This window comes from Pseudonocardia sp. MH-G8, assembly GCF_002262885.1.
Classification (GTDB): domain Bacteria; phylum Actinomycetota; class Actinomycetes; order Mycobacteriales; family Pseudonocardiaceae; genus Pseudonocardia.
The window spans coordinates 138,320-156,031 of the sequence record NZ_NKYF01000024.1 but is presented as its reverse complement, the minus strand read 5'-3'; the positions used below and the strand labels follow the sequence as shown (position 1 = coordinate 156,031).

Genomic DNA, 17,712 nt, shown 5'->3' with positions numbered 1-17,712 from the left:
ATCCGATGCCTCAAACGCTACGTCGCCCGCGAGGTCTACACCGCCCTAACCCACAGCCACCAAGATCTTCAGATCACGGGTTGACTTCCATAGGAGCATCGGGAGGGGGGCGCGCCTCCACCCGCGAGTCGGGGCCTGGCGCGCGCGTGTCGCGCCGTCCGGGCCGGGTGTTCGGGCGGTCGGCGATCGCCGTGATCGTTTCGGGCCGCACGTGATGGTGGTGGACACCGCGCTCAGGTACGTCTCGCGAGCGGTGATCGCTCCGACCCGCACGTGAGCGTGGTTGGTGGAACCGTCAAGTACGGATCGAAGCGATCACCGCCGGGGCGGTGTGATCGCGGCCGGCCCGAGCCCGTTGATCGTGCCCGGCAAATCAGGAGGCGGTGCGCCGCCACCTGGCTAGGGTCGGGTCATGCCCTCGGTGGAGACCCTTCTCGCGTTCGCCGTCGCCTGCATCATTCTGGTGATCATCCCTGGTCCCAGCGTTCTGTTCGTCGTCGGCCGCGCGTTGGCGCACGGCAGGCGGGCCGCCCTCACCGGTGTGGCGGGCAACACCACGGGCGCCGCGATGGTGGCGGTCGTGGTCGCGCTGGGGTTCGGGGCGATCGCCGCCCAGTCGTCCACGGTGTTCACCGTGCTCAAGCTGGTCGGCGCCGCCTACCTGGTCTACCTGGGTATCCACACCATCCGAGCGCGCGGTGACCTGATCGCCCGGCTCGGCGAGCCCGCCGGCCCCGCCGACCGCCGGATGTTCTGGCAGGGCGTGATCGTCGGTTTCACCAACCCCAAGCTGCTGGTCTTCTTCGCGGCCGTCCTGCCGCAGTTCGTGGATGTGGAAGCGGGCAGCGCGACCACCCAGATGTTGGTGCTCGGACTGCTGTTCGCCGTCATCGCCGCCACCCTGGACAGCGTGTGGGGCCTGGCCGCCGGCACCGCCCGGTCCTGGTTCGCGACGTCGCCGGGGCGGCTGCGGTGGATGGGCGGGATCGGCGGCACGTCGCTGATAGTCATGGGCGCGGGTCTCGCCCTCACCGGCCGCAAGGACTGACGGCCGAACGCGCACCCGCTCCACCCGGAGGCGGAACGGGTGCACGTTCGCGAGCGTGCCGACTCCCGCCACAGGATCCGCGCGACCCGCAGTGCTCGAACGCCCGACTCGCGTGCTCCACACCCCGACTCGCGGAGGCCCGGGCCCCGACTCGCGTGCACGGAGGCCCTGACTCTCGGAGGCCAAGGCCCCGACTCGCGGGTCAGGGGTGGGCGCGCAGGGCTGCGCTGAACCACTCGAACGGCTCGATCTGCGCCGGGGCGCGTCCCCAGCCGTTCAGGATGCCGAGCAGGTCCCAGTAGCGGGACACCCGGCGGTCGGTGAAGGTGTCGATCGTGTCGGCCAGCTCGTCGCGGGCCGCCGCGTCCATGCCGGGCTCGATGATCCGGGCGAGAACGGCCTGGCCCTCGGGCGAATCGGGCGCGGTGCCGGCGGCGACGGCGCCACCGGCGTGCTCGACGACCGGCGCCGGGTCGAACTGCGGCGGCTCGGCGTCGGCCTGGGAGCCGGCGACGGCCATCTCCCGGGCCCGTGCGCGGAACGCCGGGTCGCTCACGAGCTCGGCGAGCTCCACCCACGCCTCCACCTGCTCGGTGGTCGGGTCGTCGGGCAGTGCGTTCGGGAGCGTGCGCATGTTCGTGGCGATGCCCGCTCCGGGTGCGTCGGGGTCGGTGCCGGCGAACGTGGCGTCGACGAACTCGTCGATCATCTGCTGGCGCTCGCTGGCGGAGAGCCGGGCGAGGTCGTTCATGAGTGCTGCCTTCCGTGCGGTGGGAGCGCCCCGGGCGAGCAGCGTGCACACGGCACGCTGGGTCCGAAGGGCGCGGATCTGGTTGTCGATGGCCTGCACGTGCGAGGCCGCCACGTCCTCGACGCTGCGCCTGCGCTCGAGCACGAGGCGGATGTCCTCCAGGCCCATGCCGAGCTCGCGCAGCGTGCGGACGAGGTCGAGCCGGGCGACGGCGCGGCCGTCGTACCGGCGGTAGTTGCTGGTGGTCCGGTCCGTCTCGGGCAGGATGCCTTCGTCGGACCAGAACCGGATGGTGCGCACCGGTACGCCCGAGCGGCGGGCGAGCTGCCCGATCGTCAGTAGGGTCGTTTCGGCCATGGGAAGATCCTCGACTCTCCAGCGGCTGGAAGGTCAACACGGAATTTCGCGAGCGTGCCAGACTTGCTCGTGTGGGGGACGGGGCGACGGCACTGCAGCAGGTCGTCGACACGGCCACGCTGCTGCTCGACGAGCGGCCCGCCGTGCTCCTCGCCGCGGCGCTCGCGCTGCTGGCGGTGCTGTGGTCGGCGTCGTGGCGCTGGACCCGCACCGTCGTGACCATCGCCCACGAGGGCGGGCACGCCCTCGTCGCGGTGATCGCCGGGCGCGGCCTCACCGGTATCCGGCTGCATGCGGACACCTCCGGCCTGACGGTCTCCACCGGTGCCCGCCGCGGCCCCGGCCTGGTCTTCACGTTCCTCGGCGGCTACCCGGCGCCGTCGCTGCTGGGGCTCGGCGGTGCCGCGCTCGTGGCAGGGGACCGGGCAGCCCTGATGCTCTGGATCGCGATCGCCCTGCTCGTGGCCACGCTGGTGCACGTCCGCAACTTCTACGGCGTGTTCTCGGTGCTGGCCACCGGCGCGCTGGTGGGAGCGGTCGCGTGGTGGGGCGAGCCCCGGCTGCAGGAGGGTTTCGCGGCGGCGCTGTGCTGGTTCCTGCTGTTCGGCGGCATGCGGGCGGTGCGCGAGCTGCAGCGCAGCCGCCGCAACTCCGGTGCCTCGGACGCGGACATGCTCGCCGGTCTGACACGCGTGCCACGCGGAATGTGGGTGTTGCTGTTCGGGTTGCTCGCAACAGCGACGGCGATCGTGGCGGCCTGGGTGCTGCTTTTCACATGAGGAGAGAACAATGAGCGACTTCAACCAGCAGATCATCGACGAGTTCCGCGCCAACGAAGGTCGTGTCGGCGGTCCTTTCGCCGGCGCCCCGATGATCCTGATCCACCACATCGGCGCGAAGTCCGGCACGGAGCGGGTGATCCCGCTCGTACAGTTCCCGGAGGGCGACGGCCGCACCATCATCGTCGGGTCCGCCGCGGGCGCCCCGACGCACCCCGCCTGGTTCCACAACCTGAAGGCCAACCCGAAGATCGTCGTCGAGGTCGGCACCGAGAAGTACGAGGTGGTCGCGGAGGAGGTCACCGGGGCCGAGCGCGACGCGTTGTGGGAGCGCGTGGTCTCCGAGGCCCCGGGCTTCCGCGACTACGAGGAGAAGACCGACCGCACGATCCCACTGCTGCGGCTCACCCGGGCGGCCTGAGGCAGGATCAGGGCATGCCCATCACCCTCGACCAGGCCCAGACCATCGTGCGCGCCGCCCTCGACCACGGCACCCAGCAGGGGTTCCAGCCTCTCACCGTCTCCGTGCTCGACCCGGGCGGTGCGCTCGTCGCGCTCGGTCGCCAGGACGGCTCCGGCTACCTGCGGCCCGACCTCGCCACCGCGAAGGCCTGGGGGCTGCTGGGCATGGGCATGACCAACCGCGCCCTCGCGGCCCGGGCCGCCGACTCCCCGGACATCTACACCTCGCTCGTCGGGCTCGCCGGCGGCAAGGTCGTCTCGGTGCCCGGTGGCGTGCTCGTCCGCGACGCCGACGGCGCGCTGCTGGGCGCGGTCGGCATCAGCGGCGACGCCTCGCTGAACGACGAGGCCGCCGCGGTGGCCGGCATCGAGGCCGCCGGCCTCGTGGCGCAGACGGGAGCCGAGGACTGACCACCACGACCGACCGCACCGCCGCCGGGCTCGCCCTCGCGGTCGTCTCGGCGGTGACGTTCGGGCTCTCGGGCCCGTTCGCGAAGGCGCTCACGGACGCCGGCTGGTCGGCCAGCGGCGCGGTGCTCGTCCGGCTGGGCGGCGCGGCCGCGATCCTGCTGGTGATCCTGGCGATCGTCCGGCCCGGCGTGCTGGCGGCGCTGCGGGCCGACGGTCCCGCACTCGTGCTCTACGGCGTGCTCGCCACGGCGGGCGTGCAAGTGGCGTTCTTCAACGCACTGCAGTACCTGCCGGTCACGGTCGCGCTGCTGCTGGAGTACACCGGTCCGATCCTGGTGATCGCCTGGGTCTGGGCCGTACGCAGGCAGCCGCCGAGCAGGCGCACGCTGGCGGGCGCGATCGTCGCGCTGTTCGGCCTGTCGCTCGTGGTGCAGGTCTGGAGCGGAGTCGCGCTGCAGTGGGAGGGCCTGGCCTGGGGGTTCGCCGCCGCCGTCTGCCAGGCCTCGTTCTTCCTCGTGGCCGACCGCGCCGGCAGTTCCACGCCGCCGCTCGTGCTCGCCGGCGTCGGGATGACCGTCGGCACGGTCGTCGTGGCGCTGCTGGGGCTCATCGGGCTGCTCCCGATCGTCATCGACACCGCGGCCACGGACGTGCTGCTCGCGGGCGTCGACGTCGGCTGGCCCGTCGCGGCCACGCTGCTCGTCGTGGTCTCGTCGGTGATCGCCTACCTGACGGGCGTGGCCGCGATCGCCCGGATCGGTGCCTCCCGCGGCTCACTCGTGGCGCTGCTGGAGGTGGTGGCCTCGGCCGTGGCGTCGTGGCTGCTGCTCAACCAGGTGCCGACGCCCGTGCAGCTGCTGGGTGGGGCGCTGATCCTCGCGGGCGTGGCCCTGACCAGCACAGCAGCGACGAAATCGGCCAGCCCGGCCGCACTCGCCGTCGAACCCTGAGGCTCACGGCCGCCGGAGGCGGCGCCACCAGGGGACGTGGGGTGGTTGCGGGGCCGGCGCTGCGGGTGCGGGCGGTGGGGCCGGGCGGTGCTGCCGCCAGCCCGCGACGATCGTGTCGGCGTCGACGAGGCGCACCGGCACCGCCGGCCCGGACGGGGCGCGCAGCCACTGCGCGATCCGCCGGTTCAGCTCGGCCACGGCGCCGCGGACGGACTCCTCGGTGGGCAGCGCGCGGACGGTGTCCGGGAGCCGCTCGGCCTCCTTGCGCAGCTGCAGCGGGGTGGGGAGCATCGCCTCCGAGGGAACGCCCTCGCGCGCGATGTATCTCTTGATCCACCAGTTCTCGTCGTCGGGGCCGTCGAGCCCGGGCAGCGGCTTGCCCTTGCCGGGGAGGTCGGCGAAGTCGCCGCGTTCCTCGGCCATGCGGATCTGCTTGTCGATCGTGGACTCGTAGCGGGCCCAGTACGCCTCGTTCATCCCACGCCTCCCCGGCCACCGACGGTACCGGGTGGAGGAGGATCTGCCGCGTGCCCAGACTGATCGAGAGCCCCAGCCGCGTGACGGCGGCCGGCGAGCCGCCCAAGACGATCGACGAGTACGTGGGCCGGGTGAACACCGGCGACGCACGGCTGTCGATGGCCCACATGCGCAGCCCCTCGGGCTGGTCGGAGCCGGGGCAGCGGCCGGAGTTCGACGAGTTCACCCTCGTGCTGCGGGGCGCGTTGCGCGTCGAGCACGAGGGCGGTGAGCTGACCGTCGCCGCAGGCCAGGCCGTGCAGACAGCGGCGGGGGAGTGGGTGCGCTACAGCTCCCCGGGCGCGGAGGGCGCCGAGTACGTGGCGGTGTGCCTGCCCGCGTTCGCCCTGGACACGGCCCACCGCGACTGAGGCCTGACGCAACGAACGGCACCCTCGTCAGCCAGGAAGCAACGAAAGTGCCGTTCGTCCCTCAGAAGGCGTCGGTCGTGCGGACCGTCAGGACGTGGAGCTTCCGTTCTCCTTGGTACGCGTCTCGGCCGTGCAGGTAGCGGTAGTTGTCCAGGACCAGGAGGTCGCCCGCGTCCATCCGGAAGGCGGCGGCGCAGTCCTGCGCGGTGGCGAGCACGTCCGCGTACTCCTCGAGGAAGGCGAGGTGCTCGTCCCAGCGTGGCTCGCGTGGCACCGGGGCGGCGTAGTCGCTGGCCCGCACGGCCCGGCGCCCGCCGCGGGTGTGCTCCACCATCCGACGCACGAGCGGGGTGGCCGGCACACCCCGCGCCGGGTTCACCCACGCCCCGAAGTAGTCGACGTCGCAGCCGGTGAGGAACGCGTGCAGCTCCGGACGGGCGGTGCGCAGCGCCTCGACGAGCGCGTAGCCGTCGAGCAGCACGGAGTCGCCGCCCTCGCGGGCCGGGGCCGTGCACAGCATGAGCAGGTAGTCCTCGTCCGGGTGGCGCAGGCGGACGTGTTGACCGTGGACGTCCACGACGACGTTCGCTCCGTCGCTGTGGATGCCCAGGCGTGCCGCGTCGACGCCGTGCTGGGCGCGGATGCCGAACAGTTCCCGGAGCCGGCCGCCCAGCAGCCGCGCCGCGGCGACGACCAGCTCCTCGGGGTCGTCGCCGCTGTTCGGCACGATCACCGCCCCGTCGCGCTCGAGCACGGCCCGCGCCACGCCGCCCTGGGCTCGCGCGGGCACGATCCCCAGATCGCCGACCAGCACCTTCAGCTCCGGCCGCACCGTCCCGCTACGCCGTCCGTCGTTCCCGGCCACGCCACCTCCTGGCTGTCGCAGATATGTGGCAGCAGCCTACGCGGCCCAGCGCCGCTCCAGGGCCCGGCCGAGCAGGACGACCACCAGCGCGACGGCGACGATCGCCGCGGCCGGCACGAGCACCAGCCCCGGCCGCAGGAACAGGTACGGGCGCGCCTCGTTCAGCATCGCGCCCCACTCGGGCGTCGGGGGCTGCGGTCCGAGGCCGAGGAACGACAGGCCGGCCACGGTCAGCAGGGTGTGGGCGAAGCGCATGCAGGCGTGCGCAGCCAGCGGGCGGATCGCGTTGGGGAGAACGTGGCGGGCGAGGATGCGCCGGTCGGTGGCGCCGATCGCGAGCGCGCCCTGCACGTACTCCGCGCCGGCCTCCCGCACGGCCAGGCCCATGGCCAGGCGGGCGAACGGCGTCCACCCGGTGACGAGCACCGCGAGCAGCAGCGTCGCGACGCCCGGACGCAGCACCGTGGCGAGCACCAGGCCGATCACCAGCGACGGCACCGCGACCAGCACGTCCACGACCCGGCCGAGCACCTGCGCGAGCGCTCCGCCGCGGTAGCCGGCAGCGAGCCCGACGGTGGTGCCGAGCACGGCGCAGACGGCCACCGCGAGCACGGTGAACCCGACCGAGATGCGGGCGCCCGCGGCGAGGCGGGCGAGCACGTCGCGGCCGAGGTGATCGGTGCCCAGCGGGTGCGCGGGTGAGGGCGGCGCGAACCGGTGGGCGAGGTCGTTGCCGAGCGCGTCGAGCGGGAGCAACGCGGCCACGAGCAGCAGCACGCCGAGCCCGGCGGCCACCGCGACCAGTGGCGGGACCCGCCTCACGACGCCTCCCGTGCCACCGGATCGGCGGCGAGCGCGACGGTGTCGGCGACGGCGCTGGCCACCACCGCCACGGCGACCACCAGCAGCAGGCCCGCCTGGAACACCGGCAGGTCCTGCCCCAGCACCGCGTCGTAGAGCAGCCGGCCCAGCCCGGGCACCGCGAACACGACCTCGACCACCACCGCGCCCCCGAGCAACCCGGCGAAGAACACACCGGACAACGACGTCACCGAGGTCAGCGCGAGCCGCGCCCCGTGCGCCCAGAGCACCCGCCGCTCGCTCACCCCCTTCGCGCGGGCGAGGGCGACGTGCGGCCGCGCGAGGACGTCGAGCATCTCGGCGCGGGTGAGCTGCGCGGCGAGCGCGGTGGGGAACAGCGCGAGCGTGAGCGCGGGCAGCACGGCGTCGGCCGGATCGCCCCAGCCGGTGGCCGGCAGCACCGGCAGCGCCACGGCGAAGACCAGGATCAGCACCGGCGCCAGGATGAACTCCGGCACCGCCACCCCGAGCACCGAGGCGCCGGTGACGACCCGGTCGAGCACCCCGCCCCGCCGGCGCGCGGCCTGCACCCCGGCCGGGATGCCGACGGCGGCGGCGATCGCGAGCGCCAGCGCCGCGAGCAGCGCCGAGACCCCGAGCGCGTCGAGCAGCTGCGGGGCGACGGGCGCGCGCGTGGCGAACGAGAGCCCGAGATCGCCGCGCAGCACCTGCCCCAGCCACGTCAGGTACTGCTCGGGCAGCGGGGCGTCGAGCCCCAGCTCGCGGGCGAGCCGTGCGGCCACGGCGGGATCGGGCACCGACTCGGCCGTGCGTGCCCGCAGCACCGCCCGCACCGGGTCCACGCCCGCGAGTCGTGGCAGCAGGAACACCACGACCGACGCAACCAGCAGCACCACCGGCAGCGGCGCCAGCCGGCGCAGCAACGTGCCGAGCACGGGTCCCCCTCAGCTCAGCTTTGTCCGTTCACTCCGCAAGCTCCGCTCATCCAGTGGCCGACAGCTCCGCGGTGACCAGTGCCTTGCCGGTGGGGTCGGCCGTGAAGCCGACGACGCCGCGTGCGGCCGCGCTGTCCTGGCTGTGCACGAGGTGCACCCCGACCGCGTCGGCCACGAGCTGCTGCGCGGCGCGGGCGAAGACCTCCTGGCGCTCGACCGGCTCGGTGACGCCCGACAGCCCGGCCACCAGCGCGTCGAACGCCGGCGAGCAGTACCGGTCGAGGTTGTAGGAGCCGTCGCAGGTGTAGTCGCTGGTCAGCACGCCTGCCGCATCGGGCACGTCGGTCAGGTAGCTGCGGGAGAGCAGGAACATGTCGTAGCTCCCGGCGAGGACCTCCGCCTCCTGCGTGGCGTACTCGCCCACCTGGATCTCGGCGTTGATCCCCACCTCGGTGAGCATCGCCTGGACCGCGGTGGCCAGCACAGGCAGTTCGGGGCGGTTCGGGTAGGTCCACAGCCGCACGGTGAGCGGGTTGCCGGGCCCGTACCCGGCCTCGGCCAGCAGCGCGGTGGCGGCGGCCGGGTCCGGGGGCGGTGGTGCCGCGGTCGACCCCCACGGCACCGCAGGTCCGAACAGGTCCGACGCCGGCAGCGCCGCGCCCGCGAGGGCCTGCTCGGCGAGCGCGGTGCGGTCGATCGCCTGCTGGACCGCGCGCCGGACCCGCATGTCGGCGAACGGCGCCGCGGACTGGTTCAGGAACAGGGTGACGGTGCGGGGCGCGGCGACGGTCTGCACCTCGACGCCGTCGGTGGCCGACAGCTCGAGCACGGCCGGCTCGGGCAGGCCCTGGGCGATGTCGACGTCCCCGGCGCGGAACGCCAGCGCCCGGGCGGCCGGGTCGGGCACGTACTCGGCGCGCACGGTGGCGAGCTGCGGCCGTCCACCCCAGTACGCGTCGTAGCGCTCGAGGCTCGCGGCGCCCGGGTCGGTGGTGGTCAGCCGCATCGGGCCGGTGCCCGTGCCGAGCACCGCGGGCGGCCCATCGCCCTGGTAGGCCGACGGCGCGAGGATCGCGGTGTTCGGGCTGGTCAGTCGCAGCGGCAGGATCGGGTCCGGGGCGCTCGTGCGCACCAGGACGGCGGCGTCGCCCTCGGGTTCGGCCACCAGCCCGATGCCCCGCACCGCGCGGGGCGGCGCGGCCACGCCGGCCACCCAGTTCAGCGCCGCGGCGGCGGCCTGGCCGGTCAGCGGGGTGCCGTCGTGGAAGGTGACGCCGGGGCGCAGCTCGAAGCGCCAGGTCTGAGGGTCCGCCCGGGCCCAGGACGTGGCGAGACGGGGGACGGGCTGCCCGTCCGGGCCCGCGGCGACGAGCGTCTCGGTGGCGCCGAGCTGGGTGAGGACGAACGCGTCGTCGGTGTCGAGGGCGTAGCCGGAACGCGGGGCGAACTGCATGGCGATCGTGAGCTCGCCGTCGGGCACCGGCTCCCCGGTCGGCTGCGGCGCTCCGCAGGCGGCGGCCAGCAGGACCGCGAGCAGCGCGACGACGGCGCGTGGCAGCGCCGGGGGACGGGCACGGAGCACGGGGGGCCTCTCGGCGGGGCGTCCGGACGATCGGACGCGGCGGGACCGGCAGCGGCGCCGGGATCGACTCGACCCAGATCATCTGATCGGGTGAGCAGGCTGTCAAACGTGTGCACGGACGTGCATGGGTGCGCTGGGGCCGGTTTGTCGCCCCTTGGCCGCAGATGCTAGTTATTGGCGATTATGGATCCCTCGACCGGACTCCGCCGCTGGCGCCTGCTCGGCGGGCTCGGCCGGCTGCCCCCGGTCATGCGGCTGCTGGTGCTCACGCAGCTCGCGTTCAACGTCGGCTTCTACATGGTCGTGCCCTACCTCGCGGTCCACCTCGCCGAGGACCTCGGGCTGGCAGGCGGAGTCGTCGGGCTCGTGCTGGGCCTGCGGACCTTCAGCCAGCAGGGCCTGTTCGTCATCGGCGGCACCCTCGCCGACCGGATCGGTGCCAAGCCGGTGGTGCTGGCCGGGTGCGCGCTGCGCGTGCTCGGCTTCGTCCTGCTGGCCGCGGCCGGCGGTCTGGTCGGCGTCATCGCCGGCGCGCTGCTCACCGGCTTCGCGGCGGCGCTGTTCTCGCCCGCGGTCGAGTCCTCGCTCGCGCGGGAGGCGGGCGAGCGCTCGGGCGAGGGCCTGGTGCGCGCCGACGTCTTCGCGATGTTCGCCGTCAGCGGCCAGGTCGGTGCCGTCGTCGGCCCGCTGGTCGGCACGCTCCTGCTGCTGGTCGACTTCCGGGTCTCGTGCCTGGTCGCCGCGGTGGCGTTCGTCCTCATCGGGCTCGCGCACCTGCACTGGCTGCCCAACCGCCCCGCGCAGCACGCCGGCGAGCCCGTGCTGGCGGGATGGGCGGAGGTGCTGGGCAACAGGCCGTTCCTCGCGTTCGCGGCGGGGTACGCCGGCTACCTCGTCTGCTACAACCAGCTCTACCTCGCGTTGCCCGTCGAGCTGGTGCGGGCGACCGGCAACCAGGCGGCACTCGGCTGGCTGTTCGCGCTCGCCTCGCTGCTCGTGATCACCGGGCAGCTGCCGACCACCCGCTGGATCCGCCGGTTCGACACCGGCCACGCCATCGTCCTGGGCTTCGCGCTGATGGCGCTCGCGTTCGTGCTGGTCGCCGTGGCGGCACTGCTGCCGACGCCGTCCGGCCCGCTCGCGCTGTGGTCGGCCGTCGGTTTCGTGGTGCTGCTCACCGGGGGCCAGATGATCACGCAGCCGCTGGCGCAGGACCTCGTGCCCCGGCTCGCGGGGGAACGCCGGCTCGGCGCGCACTTCGGCGTGCTGTCCTCGGCGGGCGGCGTCGCCGTGCTGGTCGGCAGCACGGCGGCGGGCACGCTCCTGGACCCGACGGTGGCGCCCCCCGCCCTGGCCTGGCTGGCCCTGGCCCTGATCCCCGTGGCGAGCGCAGCAGCGATAGCGATGCTGGCCCGCCGAGGCGCCCTCCACGTCCCCGCTGCCTGACCCGCCGCACCTTGGAGCCTTACTGAAGATTGTGTGCGCTCACCATTCGCATCATGGCTCCGACGTGCGGGGTGGGCGGGTGGCGATGACGGCTGTCGCGTCTCGTTCCTCGTCCCGGACGACCTGCGCGTGCAGGCCGGCTGCTTCCATCACCGCCGCTGTGTGCGGGGACTGGGCCCCGCTCGTCTCGATCAGCAGGTGCCCGCCTCCCGCGAGCCAGAGCGGTGCTGCGGCGATCACCCGTCGCTGCACGTCGAGGCCGTCCGCGCCGCCGTCCAGCGCGACCAGCGGTTCGTGCAGGCGCGCCTCGGGCGGCATCATCCCCACCGCCTCGGTCGGCACGTAGGGGGCGTTGGCCACCAGGACGTCGACGCGGCCGCGCAACGACACCGGGAGCGGCGCGTCCAGGTCGCCCTCGTACACATGGGCGCGGGGCACGTTGCGGCGGGCGCAGCGCACGGCGACCGGGTCGATGTCGGCGGCGTGCAGGTCGATGCCCGGGACTGCGGCGGCCACCGCGGCACCGACCGCGCACACCCCGCAGCACAGTTCCACGACCGCGGAGCCGGGTGCGGCGAGCGCCGCGGCTTCGCGGGCCAGCAGCTCGGTGCGCCGGCGCGGCACGAAGACGCCGGCCTCGACCGCGAGGCGCAGCCCGGCGAACTCGACCCAGCCGAGGAGGTGTTCGAGCGGCTCACCGGCGGCGCGCCGGTCGACGAGCGCGTCGAGCTCGGCGGGCGTGCGCGCGGCGTCGTGCAGCAGGCGCGCTTCGTCCTCGGCGAAGACGCAGCCTGCGGCGCGCAGGCGGCCGACGACGTCGGGGACGGCGGAAGGGGTGGACACGAGGGTCTCCAAGGGGGTCGCGAGGACGCTCCCGGAGCCGCCTATCCGGCGGGACGAGGGGGGAGCGCCCGATCGGGCCGTGCGTTGATCGGTCTCACCTCCTCGTGCTGTCGCCGATGGGGCCTGCGGACATTAGCCGGTCACGGCTCGCCCGCCCGGAGCAGGCCCGTCTCGTAGGCCGCGATCACGGCCTGCACCCGGTCGCGCACACCCAGCTTGCTCAGCACGTTGCTGACGTGGGTCTTCACGGTGTGATCGCTGACGACAAGCTCGGCGGCGATCTCCGGGTTGGACAGCCCCCGGCCGAGCAGGACGAGGACCTCGCGTTCGCGCTGCGTCAGCACGTCCAGCCGGTGCGCGGGCGGGTCGGACCGCAGCGTCGTTCGCACGGCCTGGTCGATCAGCCTGCGGGTCACGGCCGGGGCGAGGAGGGCGTCGCCCGCGGCAGCCACCCGCACGGCGTGGACGAGGTCGTCGCGCCGCACGTCCTTGAGCAGGAATCCGCTGGCCCCGGCGCGCAGCGCCGCGTAGACGTAGTCGTCCTGGTCGAACGTGGTCAGCATGACGACCTTCGTGGCCGTCTCGGCGCACACCGTGCGGGCGGCCGCGATCCCGTCCACCCGCGGCATCCGGACGTCCAGGAGCAGGACGTCGGGCCGCAGCTGCCGCACCGCGGCCACGGCCTCGACCCCGTCCGCAGCCTCGCCGACGACGTGCAGGTCGGGCTGGGCGTCGATGATCATGGCGAAGCCTCCGCGCACCAGCTCCTGGTCGTCGGCCACCACGACGGTGATCGGCGCCGTCACGGCGCGCCGTCCGCCGCCGGGAGCCGCACCTGCGCCCGGAACCCGCGTCCTCCCGGGCCGGGTCCGAACCGCGCGGTGCCGCCGCACGCCGCGACGCGCTCCCGGAGGCCGAGCAGGCCGTGGCCCGGTTCCGGGCGGGAGCGGGCCGCGCCCGTGCCGTCGTCGCTGACGCTGATCACCAGCTCGTCGTGCGCCCAGTCCAGACGGACCTCGACGGCCGTGGCCTCCGCGTGCTTGAGCACGTTGGTGAGCGTCTCCTGGACGACGCGGTAGGCGGCGACCTCCGCGTCCGGCGCGAGCGGGCGGGCGTGGCCACTGGTGACCAGCCGCACCGCGGGCCCCGTGCGCGACACGTCCGCGACCAGCTCCGGGATGCGGGCGAGCCCGGGCGCCGGGTCCCGTGGCTGATCCGGCGACCGCATCAGCCCGAGGATGCGCCGCAGCTGCGCCTGCGCCTCCCGGCCGGCCTCGCCGATGGCCTCGAACGCCGCCTCCGCCTTCTCCGGCGCGGTGCGCAGCGCCACCGGGCCCGCCTCGGCCTGCACGATCATGACGCTGACGCCGTGGGCCAGCACGTCGTGCATGTCCCGGGCGATCCGCGTGCGCTCGTGCGCGGCGGCCCGCTCCCGCGCCAGCTCGAGGTAGGCCCGGTTCTGCACGGCCGAGCGCCCGAGCGCGTACGCGGCGAGCGTGGTGAGCGCTCCCCGGACGAACGTCGTGAAGGACGCCGACAGCGCCCCGCTGACCCCGAGGCAGAGCGCGAGCGCCCGCTTCCACGGCGGCGACAGCGTGGCCACCGTGTAGGTCGCGACGAGCCAGCCGTACCAGATCGGCTGTTCGGGGATGTCGGGGTCGTTGAGCGCGTAGGCGTACGAGGAGGCCAGCACCGTCATCAGCACGGCCAGGGGGTAGCGGCGCCGCAGGATCAGCGGCAACGACGCGCCGAGCACCGGCAGGTACTCGGCGACGGTCCACGCCTGCGGCCCGGCCAACCGCTGGGTGAACAGGAACGGCACCGACTGCCCGATCAGCACGGCCAGCACGATGGCCGCGTCGACGGCGAGTGGCGGGGGAGTGCGCCGCCGTGCCCATGCCCGGAGCCGCTCGCGCGTGTGGGCGTCGGGACCGGGCACGCAGGAAGTATCCCCCGTCCGGGCGAGGCGGAGATCGCCGACGACGGCGATGTGCCGCCGCGGTTCTCCCGCGAGGCTTCGAGCTCCCCGCTCTCCTGGAGGTTCTCGTGATTCTCGCCGCCGTGCTGGCCGCCGCCCTGGCCGTGGGTCCGGGCCCCGACGGGTCGCAGGTCGTGGCGACGCAGGACGTGACCATCACGACCACCGACGGCCAGCAGCTCGGCGGACGGATCTTCCGACCCGCGGGCGACGGCGGCGAGCTGCCCGGCATGGTGCTGGTGCACGGCTCCGGGGGCGGCAACCCGTGGGAGAGCCTGACCGCCGAGGCGGAGGCGTTCGCCCGGCAGGGCATCGTGGTGCTGGCACCGGACAAGCGCAGCGTCGGCTACTCCGGGATCCACCGGGACTACGCGCAGCTCGCCGGCGACACGCTCGCCGCGCTGGACGTCCTCGAGGCACAGCCGGGGGTGGCGCGCACCGGACTGTGGGGCATCAGCGAGGGCGGCTGGGTGGCGCCGATCGCGGCGGCGCGCGACGAGCGCGTGGAGTTCGTGGTGACGGTCGGCGGGCCGGGGTGGTCGCCGCTGCGCTCGCAGATCTGGAACGCGGCCAACAAGCTGCACCGCGCGGGCGTCGAGGGATCCCTGCTGCACACCTACCCGTCGACCTTCCACCGGCTCGCCGCCGATGCCGGTCTGTTCGCCGCGGCGCACCACGACCCGCAGCCGTGGCTGCGGCGGCTGGACCTGCCGGTGCTCGCGCTGTGGGGTGCCGAGGACGAGCAGGTGCCGCCCGCCGACAGCGCGGCGCGCTTCCTGGAGACCGTCCCCGGCAGCCTCACCGTCGAGTTCTTCGCGGGGGCGAACCACTCCCTGCACCCCGGCACCGCGGAGGGCATGGACCTGAACTCCCTGACCCCGGGTTACGCGGACGTGGTCGGCCGGTGGGTGCGGGCGGTGGCCGCGGGCGAGGTGCCCGCGGCCACCGCCGAGCCGCTGCCGGCCCAGGCGACGCCGAGCGTCGAGCCGGCGCGCTCGGCGTGGTGGGAGTCCTGGCAGGTGCAGGTCGGGACGGCGGTGGTGCTGCTGCTCGCCTTCACGACGCACCTCGTGGCCGCGCTCGTCGCTCGTCGACGCGTCCGGTGCAGTTGGCCCGCGGTGACGCTGGCCGCCTCGGGGGCCACGGCGATCGTCGGCCTGGTCCTGTCGCTCCTGTCGCTGCTGGCGTCCTCGGGCTGGCAGGGCGTCGACACCGGTCCGCTGGTGCTGGGCAGGCCCCTGCCGTGGCTGGGCGCCCAGTTGCTCAGCGCCGTGGCGCTCGTGGCCACGGTGGCCGCGGTCTCCCGCTGGCGCTCCGCGCTCCTGCGCGATCGCCTCGTCACGGTCGCGGGCGCGCTGTTCGTGCCCTGGGCGCTGTACTGGGGTCTCCTCCTCCTGTGAGTATCTGTTATACATCTAGTAGAACAATGAGGAGGTGAGGACCTGATGCTCACAGGGACGAGGATCGTGCCGGCGCTCGTGGCGTCGGTGCTCGCGCTCGCCGGCTGCGGGGACGCCGTTCCCGCGCCGGCCGCCGCCGAGCCGCCGCTGCGGAACGAGGACGTGAGCTATCCGGGCGACGGCGTCGAGCTGGCCGGCACGCTCGCCCTGCCCGCGTCGCAGCGCCCGGCGCCTGCCGTCCTGCTGATCTCGGGGAGTGGTCCGCAGGACCGCGACAGCGCGCTGTTCGGCCACCGGCCGTTCCTGGTGATGTCCGAGGCGCTCACCCGCGCCGGCTACGCGGTGCTGCGCGTCGACGACCGCGGCGTAGGTGGGTCCGGTGGGGTGCTGGACAAGGCGACCTACGGCGAGCTCGTGGCCGACATCACCGCGGGTGTGGAGTTCCTGCGCGCACGCCCGGAGGTCGATCCCGCGCAGGTGGGGCTGCTCGGGCACAGCGAAGGCGGGGTCCTGGCGCCGCTCGCGGCAGGGCAGACCGGTGCGGCCTTCGTCGTGTCGCTGGCCGGGCCCGCGGTGTCCGGGGAGGAGGTGCTCGTCGCGCAGAACCGCACGCTGTTCACGCAGCTGGGCCGGCTCGCGGACGCCGAAGCGCAGGTCGCCTACGTGCGCGAGCTGACCCGGTTGCTGCGAGTCGGCGACACCGACTCCGCCCGGGTGCTCGCCCGCCGGGAGATCGGGCGGCAGCTGGAGCTGATGCCCCCCGAGCAGCGGCCGACTCCGGAGCAGATCGAGGCGCAGCTGCCGGTCACGCCGTACTTCCGCTCGCTCGTGCTGCACGACCCGGCGCCGTCGTTGCGCGCGCTGAGGGTGCCGGTCCTCGCCGTCTACGGCGGCAAGGACGTGCAGGTACCCGCCACGCAGAGCGCGCCGGCGGCGCGGGAGCTGCTCGCGGCCGGTCCGGACGCGACCGTCTGCACGTTCCCGCAGCTCAACCATCTGATGCAGCCCGCGGTTACCGGCGCACCCGCCGAGTACGCGTCGATCCCGACGGCCATCGATCCCGAGGTGCTCGACCTCGTGAGCGGCTGGCTCGCCACCCGCTTCGCGACCGACCACGGCCTGGCGCCGCCCGCACTGCCCGCGGTCTGCACCCGGGCCTGACCGGTGATCTTTGCGAGATCCAGCTCTGCGTCCTCGGTGGGGCGATCCGCTCGATCTCGCAACGATCATCGGCTGCGGATGGATCTTCGGCGGGGTGCGGGCCGGTGGGCCCGGCCGCGCCCAGTGCCCCCCACCGGAAGTCCGCCGAACAGTTTCGGCGGCCCAGCTCCACGCTGCGCGCACCGGTCGACGACCCGGTACGAGGGTCGCCGCCCGGCACACGCAGCGAGAACCTGGATCCACCGACTTGCCCAGCGGACTTCCGGCGGGGGGACACTAGGATCTGGCGATGCTGGGCCGCGCACGGGGCATCGTCCGTTCCCTGGTCATCTACCACGGCCAGCCCGCCAAGCACCGGCGCGCGCTGGCGCTGTACGGCGGGTTCCTGGGGCCGGGGGACCTCGCCTTCGACATCGGCGCTCACGTCGGCGGCCGGGTGCGCACCTGGCGGCGTCTTGGGGCGCGGGTCGTCGCGGTCGAGCCGCAGCCGGACTGCCTGCGCGTGCTGCGCCTGCTCTTCGGCCGCGACCGCGGGGTCACCCTCGTGCCGTCCGCGGTCGGCGCCACGGCCGGGCGGGCGCGGCTGGGCGTCTCCACGGCGACGCCGACGGTCTCGTCGCTCTCGCCCGCCTGGCGGGAGTCGGTGGCCTCGGACCGCAGCTTCGCCCGCGTGCGCTGGGACCGCTCCGTGGAGGTCGAGGTGGTGACCCTCGACGGCCTCATCGCCGCGCACGGCGAGCCCGCGTTCTGCAAGATCGACGTCGAGGGCTTCGAGGCCGAGGTCCTGGCCGGGTTGAGCCGGCCGCTGCGCGCGCTGTCGTTCGAGTACCTGCCCCCGACGCACGACGCGGCGCTGGCGGTGCTCGGTCGTGTCGAGGAGCTGGGCGCGGGCGGCTACACCTACAACTACTCGCCGGTCGAGACCATGCGGTTCGCGTCCGAGCGCTGGCTCGACGCGGCCGAGCTGAGGCAGCTGCTCGAACGGATGCGGCCGCTGGGCCGTTCCGGCGACGTCTACGCGCGCCTGAGCTGACG

Annotated in this window: 19 protein-coding genes; 10 read left to right on the top strand and 9 right to left on the bottom strand. The window is 74.3% G+C overall.

Annotated elements, in window-relative coordinates; genetic code table 11:
- The first annotated feature begins 412 nt into the window (after positions 1-412).
- A complete protein-coding gene (locus CFP66_RS35965; protein ID WP_094929800.1) occupies positions 413-1,048 on the top strand; it encodes a LysE family translocator in 636 nt (211 codons plus the stop codon).
- Positions 1,049-1,250: 202 nt separating this feature from the next.
- Here CFP66_RS35965 and CFP66_RS35960 read toward each other — a convergent pair whose 3' ends face one another.
- Positions 1,251-2,156: a MerR family transcriptional regulator gene (locus tag CFP66_RS35960; RefSeq protein ID WP_094929799.1), complete on the bottom strand. Its 906-nt coding sequence runs from the start codon at positions 2,154-2,156 to the stop codon at positions 1,251-1,253.
- A 71-nt stretch (positions 2,157-2,227) separates the two neighbouring features.
- Here CFP66_RS35960 and CFP66_RS35955 point away from each other — a divergent pair, with 71 nt between their 5' ends.
- Genes CFP66_RS35955 through CFP66_RS35940 form a run of 4 tightly spaced genes read left to right on the top strand, consistent with a single transcriptional unit; the run spans position 2,228 to position 4,758 of the window.
- A complete protein-coding gene (locus tag CFP66_RS35955) occupies positions 2,228-2,935 on the top strand; it encodes a M50 family metallopeptidase (RefSeq protein WP_233159992.1) in 708 nt (235 codons plus the stop codon).
- A gap of 10 nt (positions 2,936-2,945) precedes the next feature.
- On the top strand, positions 2,946-3,356 hold the full coding sequence (locus tag CFP66_RS35950; protein ID WP_094929798.1) for a nitroreductase family deazaflavin-dependent oxidoreductase: 411 nt from the start codon (positions 2,946-2,948) through the stop codon (positions 3,354-3,356).
- Between the two features lie 14 nt (positions 3,357-3,370).
- Positions 3,371-3,808, top strand: a complete 438-nt coding sequence (locus CFP66_RS35945) for a heme-binding protein (protein ID WP_094929797.1) — start codon at positions 3,371-3,373, stop codon at positions 3,806-3,808.
- The gene (locus tag CFP66_RS35940; protein ID WP_094929796.1) at positions 3,805-4,758 is read left to right on the top strand and encodes a DMT family transporter; all 954 of its coding nucleotides are present in this window, start codon (positions 3,805-3,807) and stop codon (positions 4,756-4,758) included. The genes CFP66_RS35945 and CFP66_RS35940 overlap by 4 nt, the downstream gene beginning before the upstream one ends.
- A gap of 3 nt (positions 4,759-4,761) precedes the next feature.
- On the opposite strand, the gene CFP66_RS35935 is transcribed toward CFP66_RS35940, so the two are convergent.
- Positions 4,762-5,235 carry a DUF1992 domain-containing protein gene (locus CFP66_RS35935; RefSeq protein WP_094929795.1) on the bottom strand — a complete coding sequence of 158 codons (474 nt, stop codon included), beginning with the start codon at positions 5,233-5,235 and terminating at the stop codon, positions 4,762-4,764.
- Between the two features lie 50 nt (positions 5,236-5,285).
- Between CFP66_RS35935 and CFP66_RS35930 the strand changes: the two genes are divergently transcribed.
- The gene (locus CFP66_RS35930; protein ID WP_094929794.1) at positions 5,286-5,645 is read left to right on the top strand and encodes a cupin domain-containing protein; all 360 of its coding nucleotides are present in this window, start codon (positions 5,286-5,288) and stop codon (positions 5,643-5,645) included.
- A gap of 61 nt (positions 5,646-5,706) precedes the next feature.
- On the opposite strand, the gene CFP66_RS35925 is transcribed toward CFP66_RS35930, so the two are convergent.
- The 4 genes from CFP66_RS35925 to CFP66_RS35910 are packed head-to-tail and all read right to left on the bottom strand — an operon-like array spanning position 5,707 to position 9,849.
- Positions 5,707-6,510, bottom strand: coding sequence for a TauD/TfdA family dioxygenase (locus CFP66_RS35925; RefSeq protein WP_158228333.1), 804 nt, complete (start codon positions 6,508-6,510; stop codon positions 5,707-5,709).
- A gap of 36 nt (positions 6,511-6,546) precedes the next feature.
- Positions 6,547-7,332 carry an ABC transporter permease gene (locus CFP66_RS35920; RefSeq protein WP_094929792.1) on the bottom strand — a complete coding sequence of 262 codons (786 nt, stop codon included), beginning with the start codon at positions 7,330-7,332 and terminating at the stop codon, positions 6,547-6,549.
- Positions 7,329-8,267 carry an ABC transporter permease gene (locus tag CFP66_RS35915; protein ID WP_094929791.1) on the bottom strand — a complete coding sequence of 313 codons (939 nt, stop codon included), beginning with the start codon at positions 8,265-8,267 and terminating at the stop codon, positions 7,329-7,331. Before CFP66_RS35915 ends, CFP66_RS35920 begins: the two co-directional genes overlap by 4 nt.
- Positions 8,268-8,313: 46 nt before the next feature.
- Complete coding sequence (locus tag CFP66_RS35910; RefSeq protein WP_233159990.1) at positions 8,314-9,849, bottom strand: ABC transporter substrate-binding protein; 1,536 nt, start codon at positions 9,847-9,849, stop codon at positions 8,314-8,316.
- Positions 9,850-10,032: 183 nt separating this feature from the next.
- On the opposite strand from CFP66_RS35910, the gene CFP66_RS35905 reads away from it, so the two are divergent.
- On the top strand, positions 10,033-11,295 hold the full coding sequence (locus tag CFP66_RS35905; RefSeq protein WP_094929790.1) for an MFS transporter: 1,263 nt from the start codon (positions 10,033-10,035) through the stop codon (positions 11,293-11,295).
- Positions 11,296-11,346: 51 nt separating this feature from the next.
- Here the strand turns inward: CFP66_RS35905 and CFP66_RS35900 are convergent, their stop codons facing one another.
- From CFP66_RS35900 to CFP66_RS35890, 3 genes are all read right to left on the bottom strand, one after another.
- Positions 11,347-12,138 (bottom strand): putative protein N(5)-glutamine methyltransferase, encoded by a 792-nt coding sequence (locus tag CFP66_RS35900; RefSeq protein ID WP_198961889.1) that lies wholly within the window; start codon positions 12,136-12,138, stop codon positions 11,347-11,349.
- A gap of 140 nt (positions 12,139-12,278) precedes the next feature.
- Positions 12,279-12,881 (bottom strand): response regulator transcription factor, encoded by a 603-nt coding sequence (locus CFP66_RS35895; RefSeq protein ID WP_094929820.1) that lies wholly within the window; start codon positions 12,879-12,881, stop codon positions 12,279-12,281.
- A gap of 59 nt (positions 12,882-12,940) precedes the next feature.
- Positions 12,941-14,077: a sensor histidine kinase gene (locus tag CFP66_RS35890; protein ID WP_094929788.1), complete on the bottom strand. Its 1,137-nt coding sequence runs from the start codon at positions 14,075-14,077 to the stop codon at positions 12,941-12,943.
- 107 nt (positions 14,078-14,184) lie between these two features.
- On the opposite strand from CFP66_RS35890, the gene CFP66_RS35885 reads away from it, so the two are divergent.
- The 3 genes from CFP66_RS35885 to CFP66_RS35875 all read left to right on the top strand — a co-directional run bounded on the left by CFP66_RS35885 (position 14,185) and on the right by CFP66_RS35875 (position 17,710).
- Positions 14,185-15,516: a hypothetical protein gene (locus CFP66_RS35885; protein WP_094929787.1), complete on the top strand. Its 1,332-nt coding sequence runs from the start codon at positions 14,185-14,187 to the stop codon at positions 15,514-15,516.
- A gap of 45 nt (positions 15,517-15,561) precedes the next feature.
- On the top strand, positions 15,562-16,677 hold the full coding sequence (locus CFP66_RS35880; RefSeq protein ID WP_094929786.1) for a S9 family peptidase: 1,116 nt from the start codon (positions 15,562-15,564) through the stop codon (positions 16,675-16,677).
- 289 nt (positions 16,678-16,966) lie between these two features.
- Positions 16,967-17,710 (top strand): FkbM family methyltransferase, encoded by a 744-nt coding sequence (locus CFP66_RS35875; RefSeq protein WP_094929785.1) that lies wholly within the window; start codon positions 16,967-16,969, stop codon positions 17,708-17,710.
- The last annotated feature ends 2 nt before the right edge of the window (positions 17,711-17,712 follow it).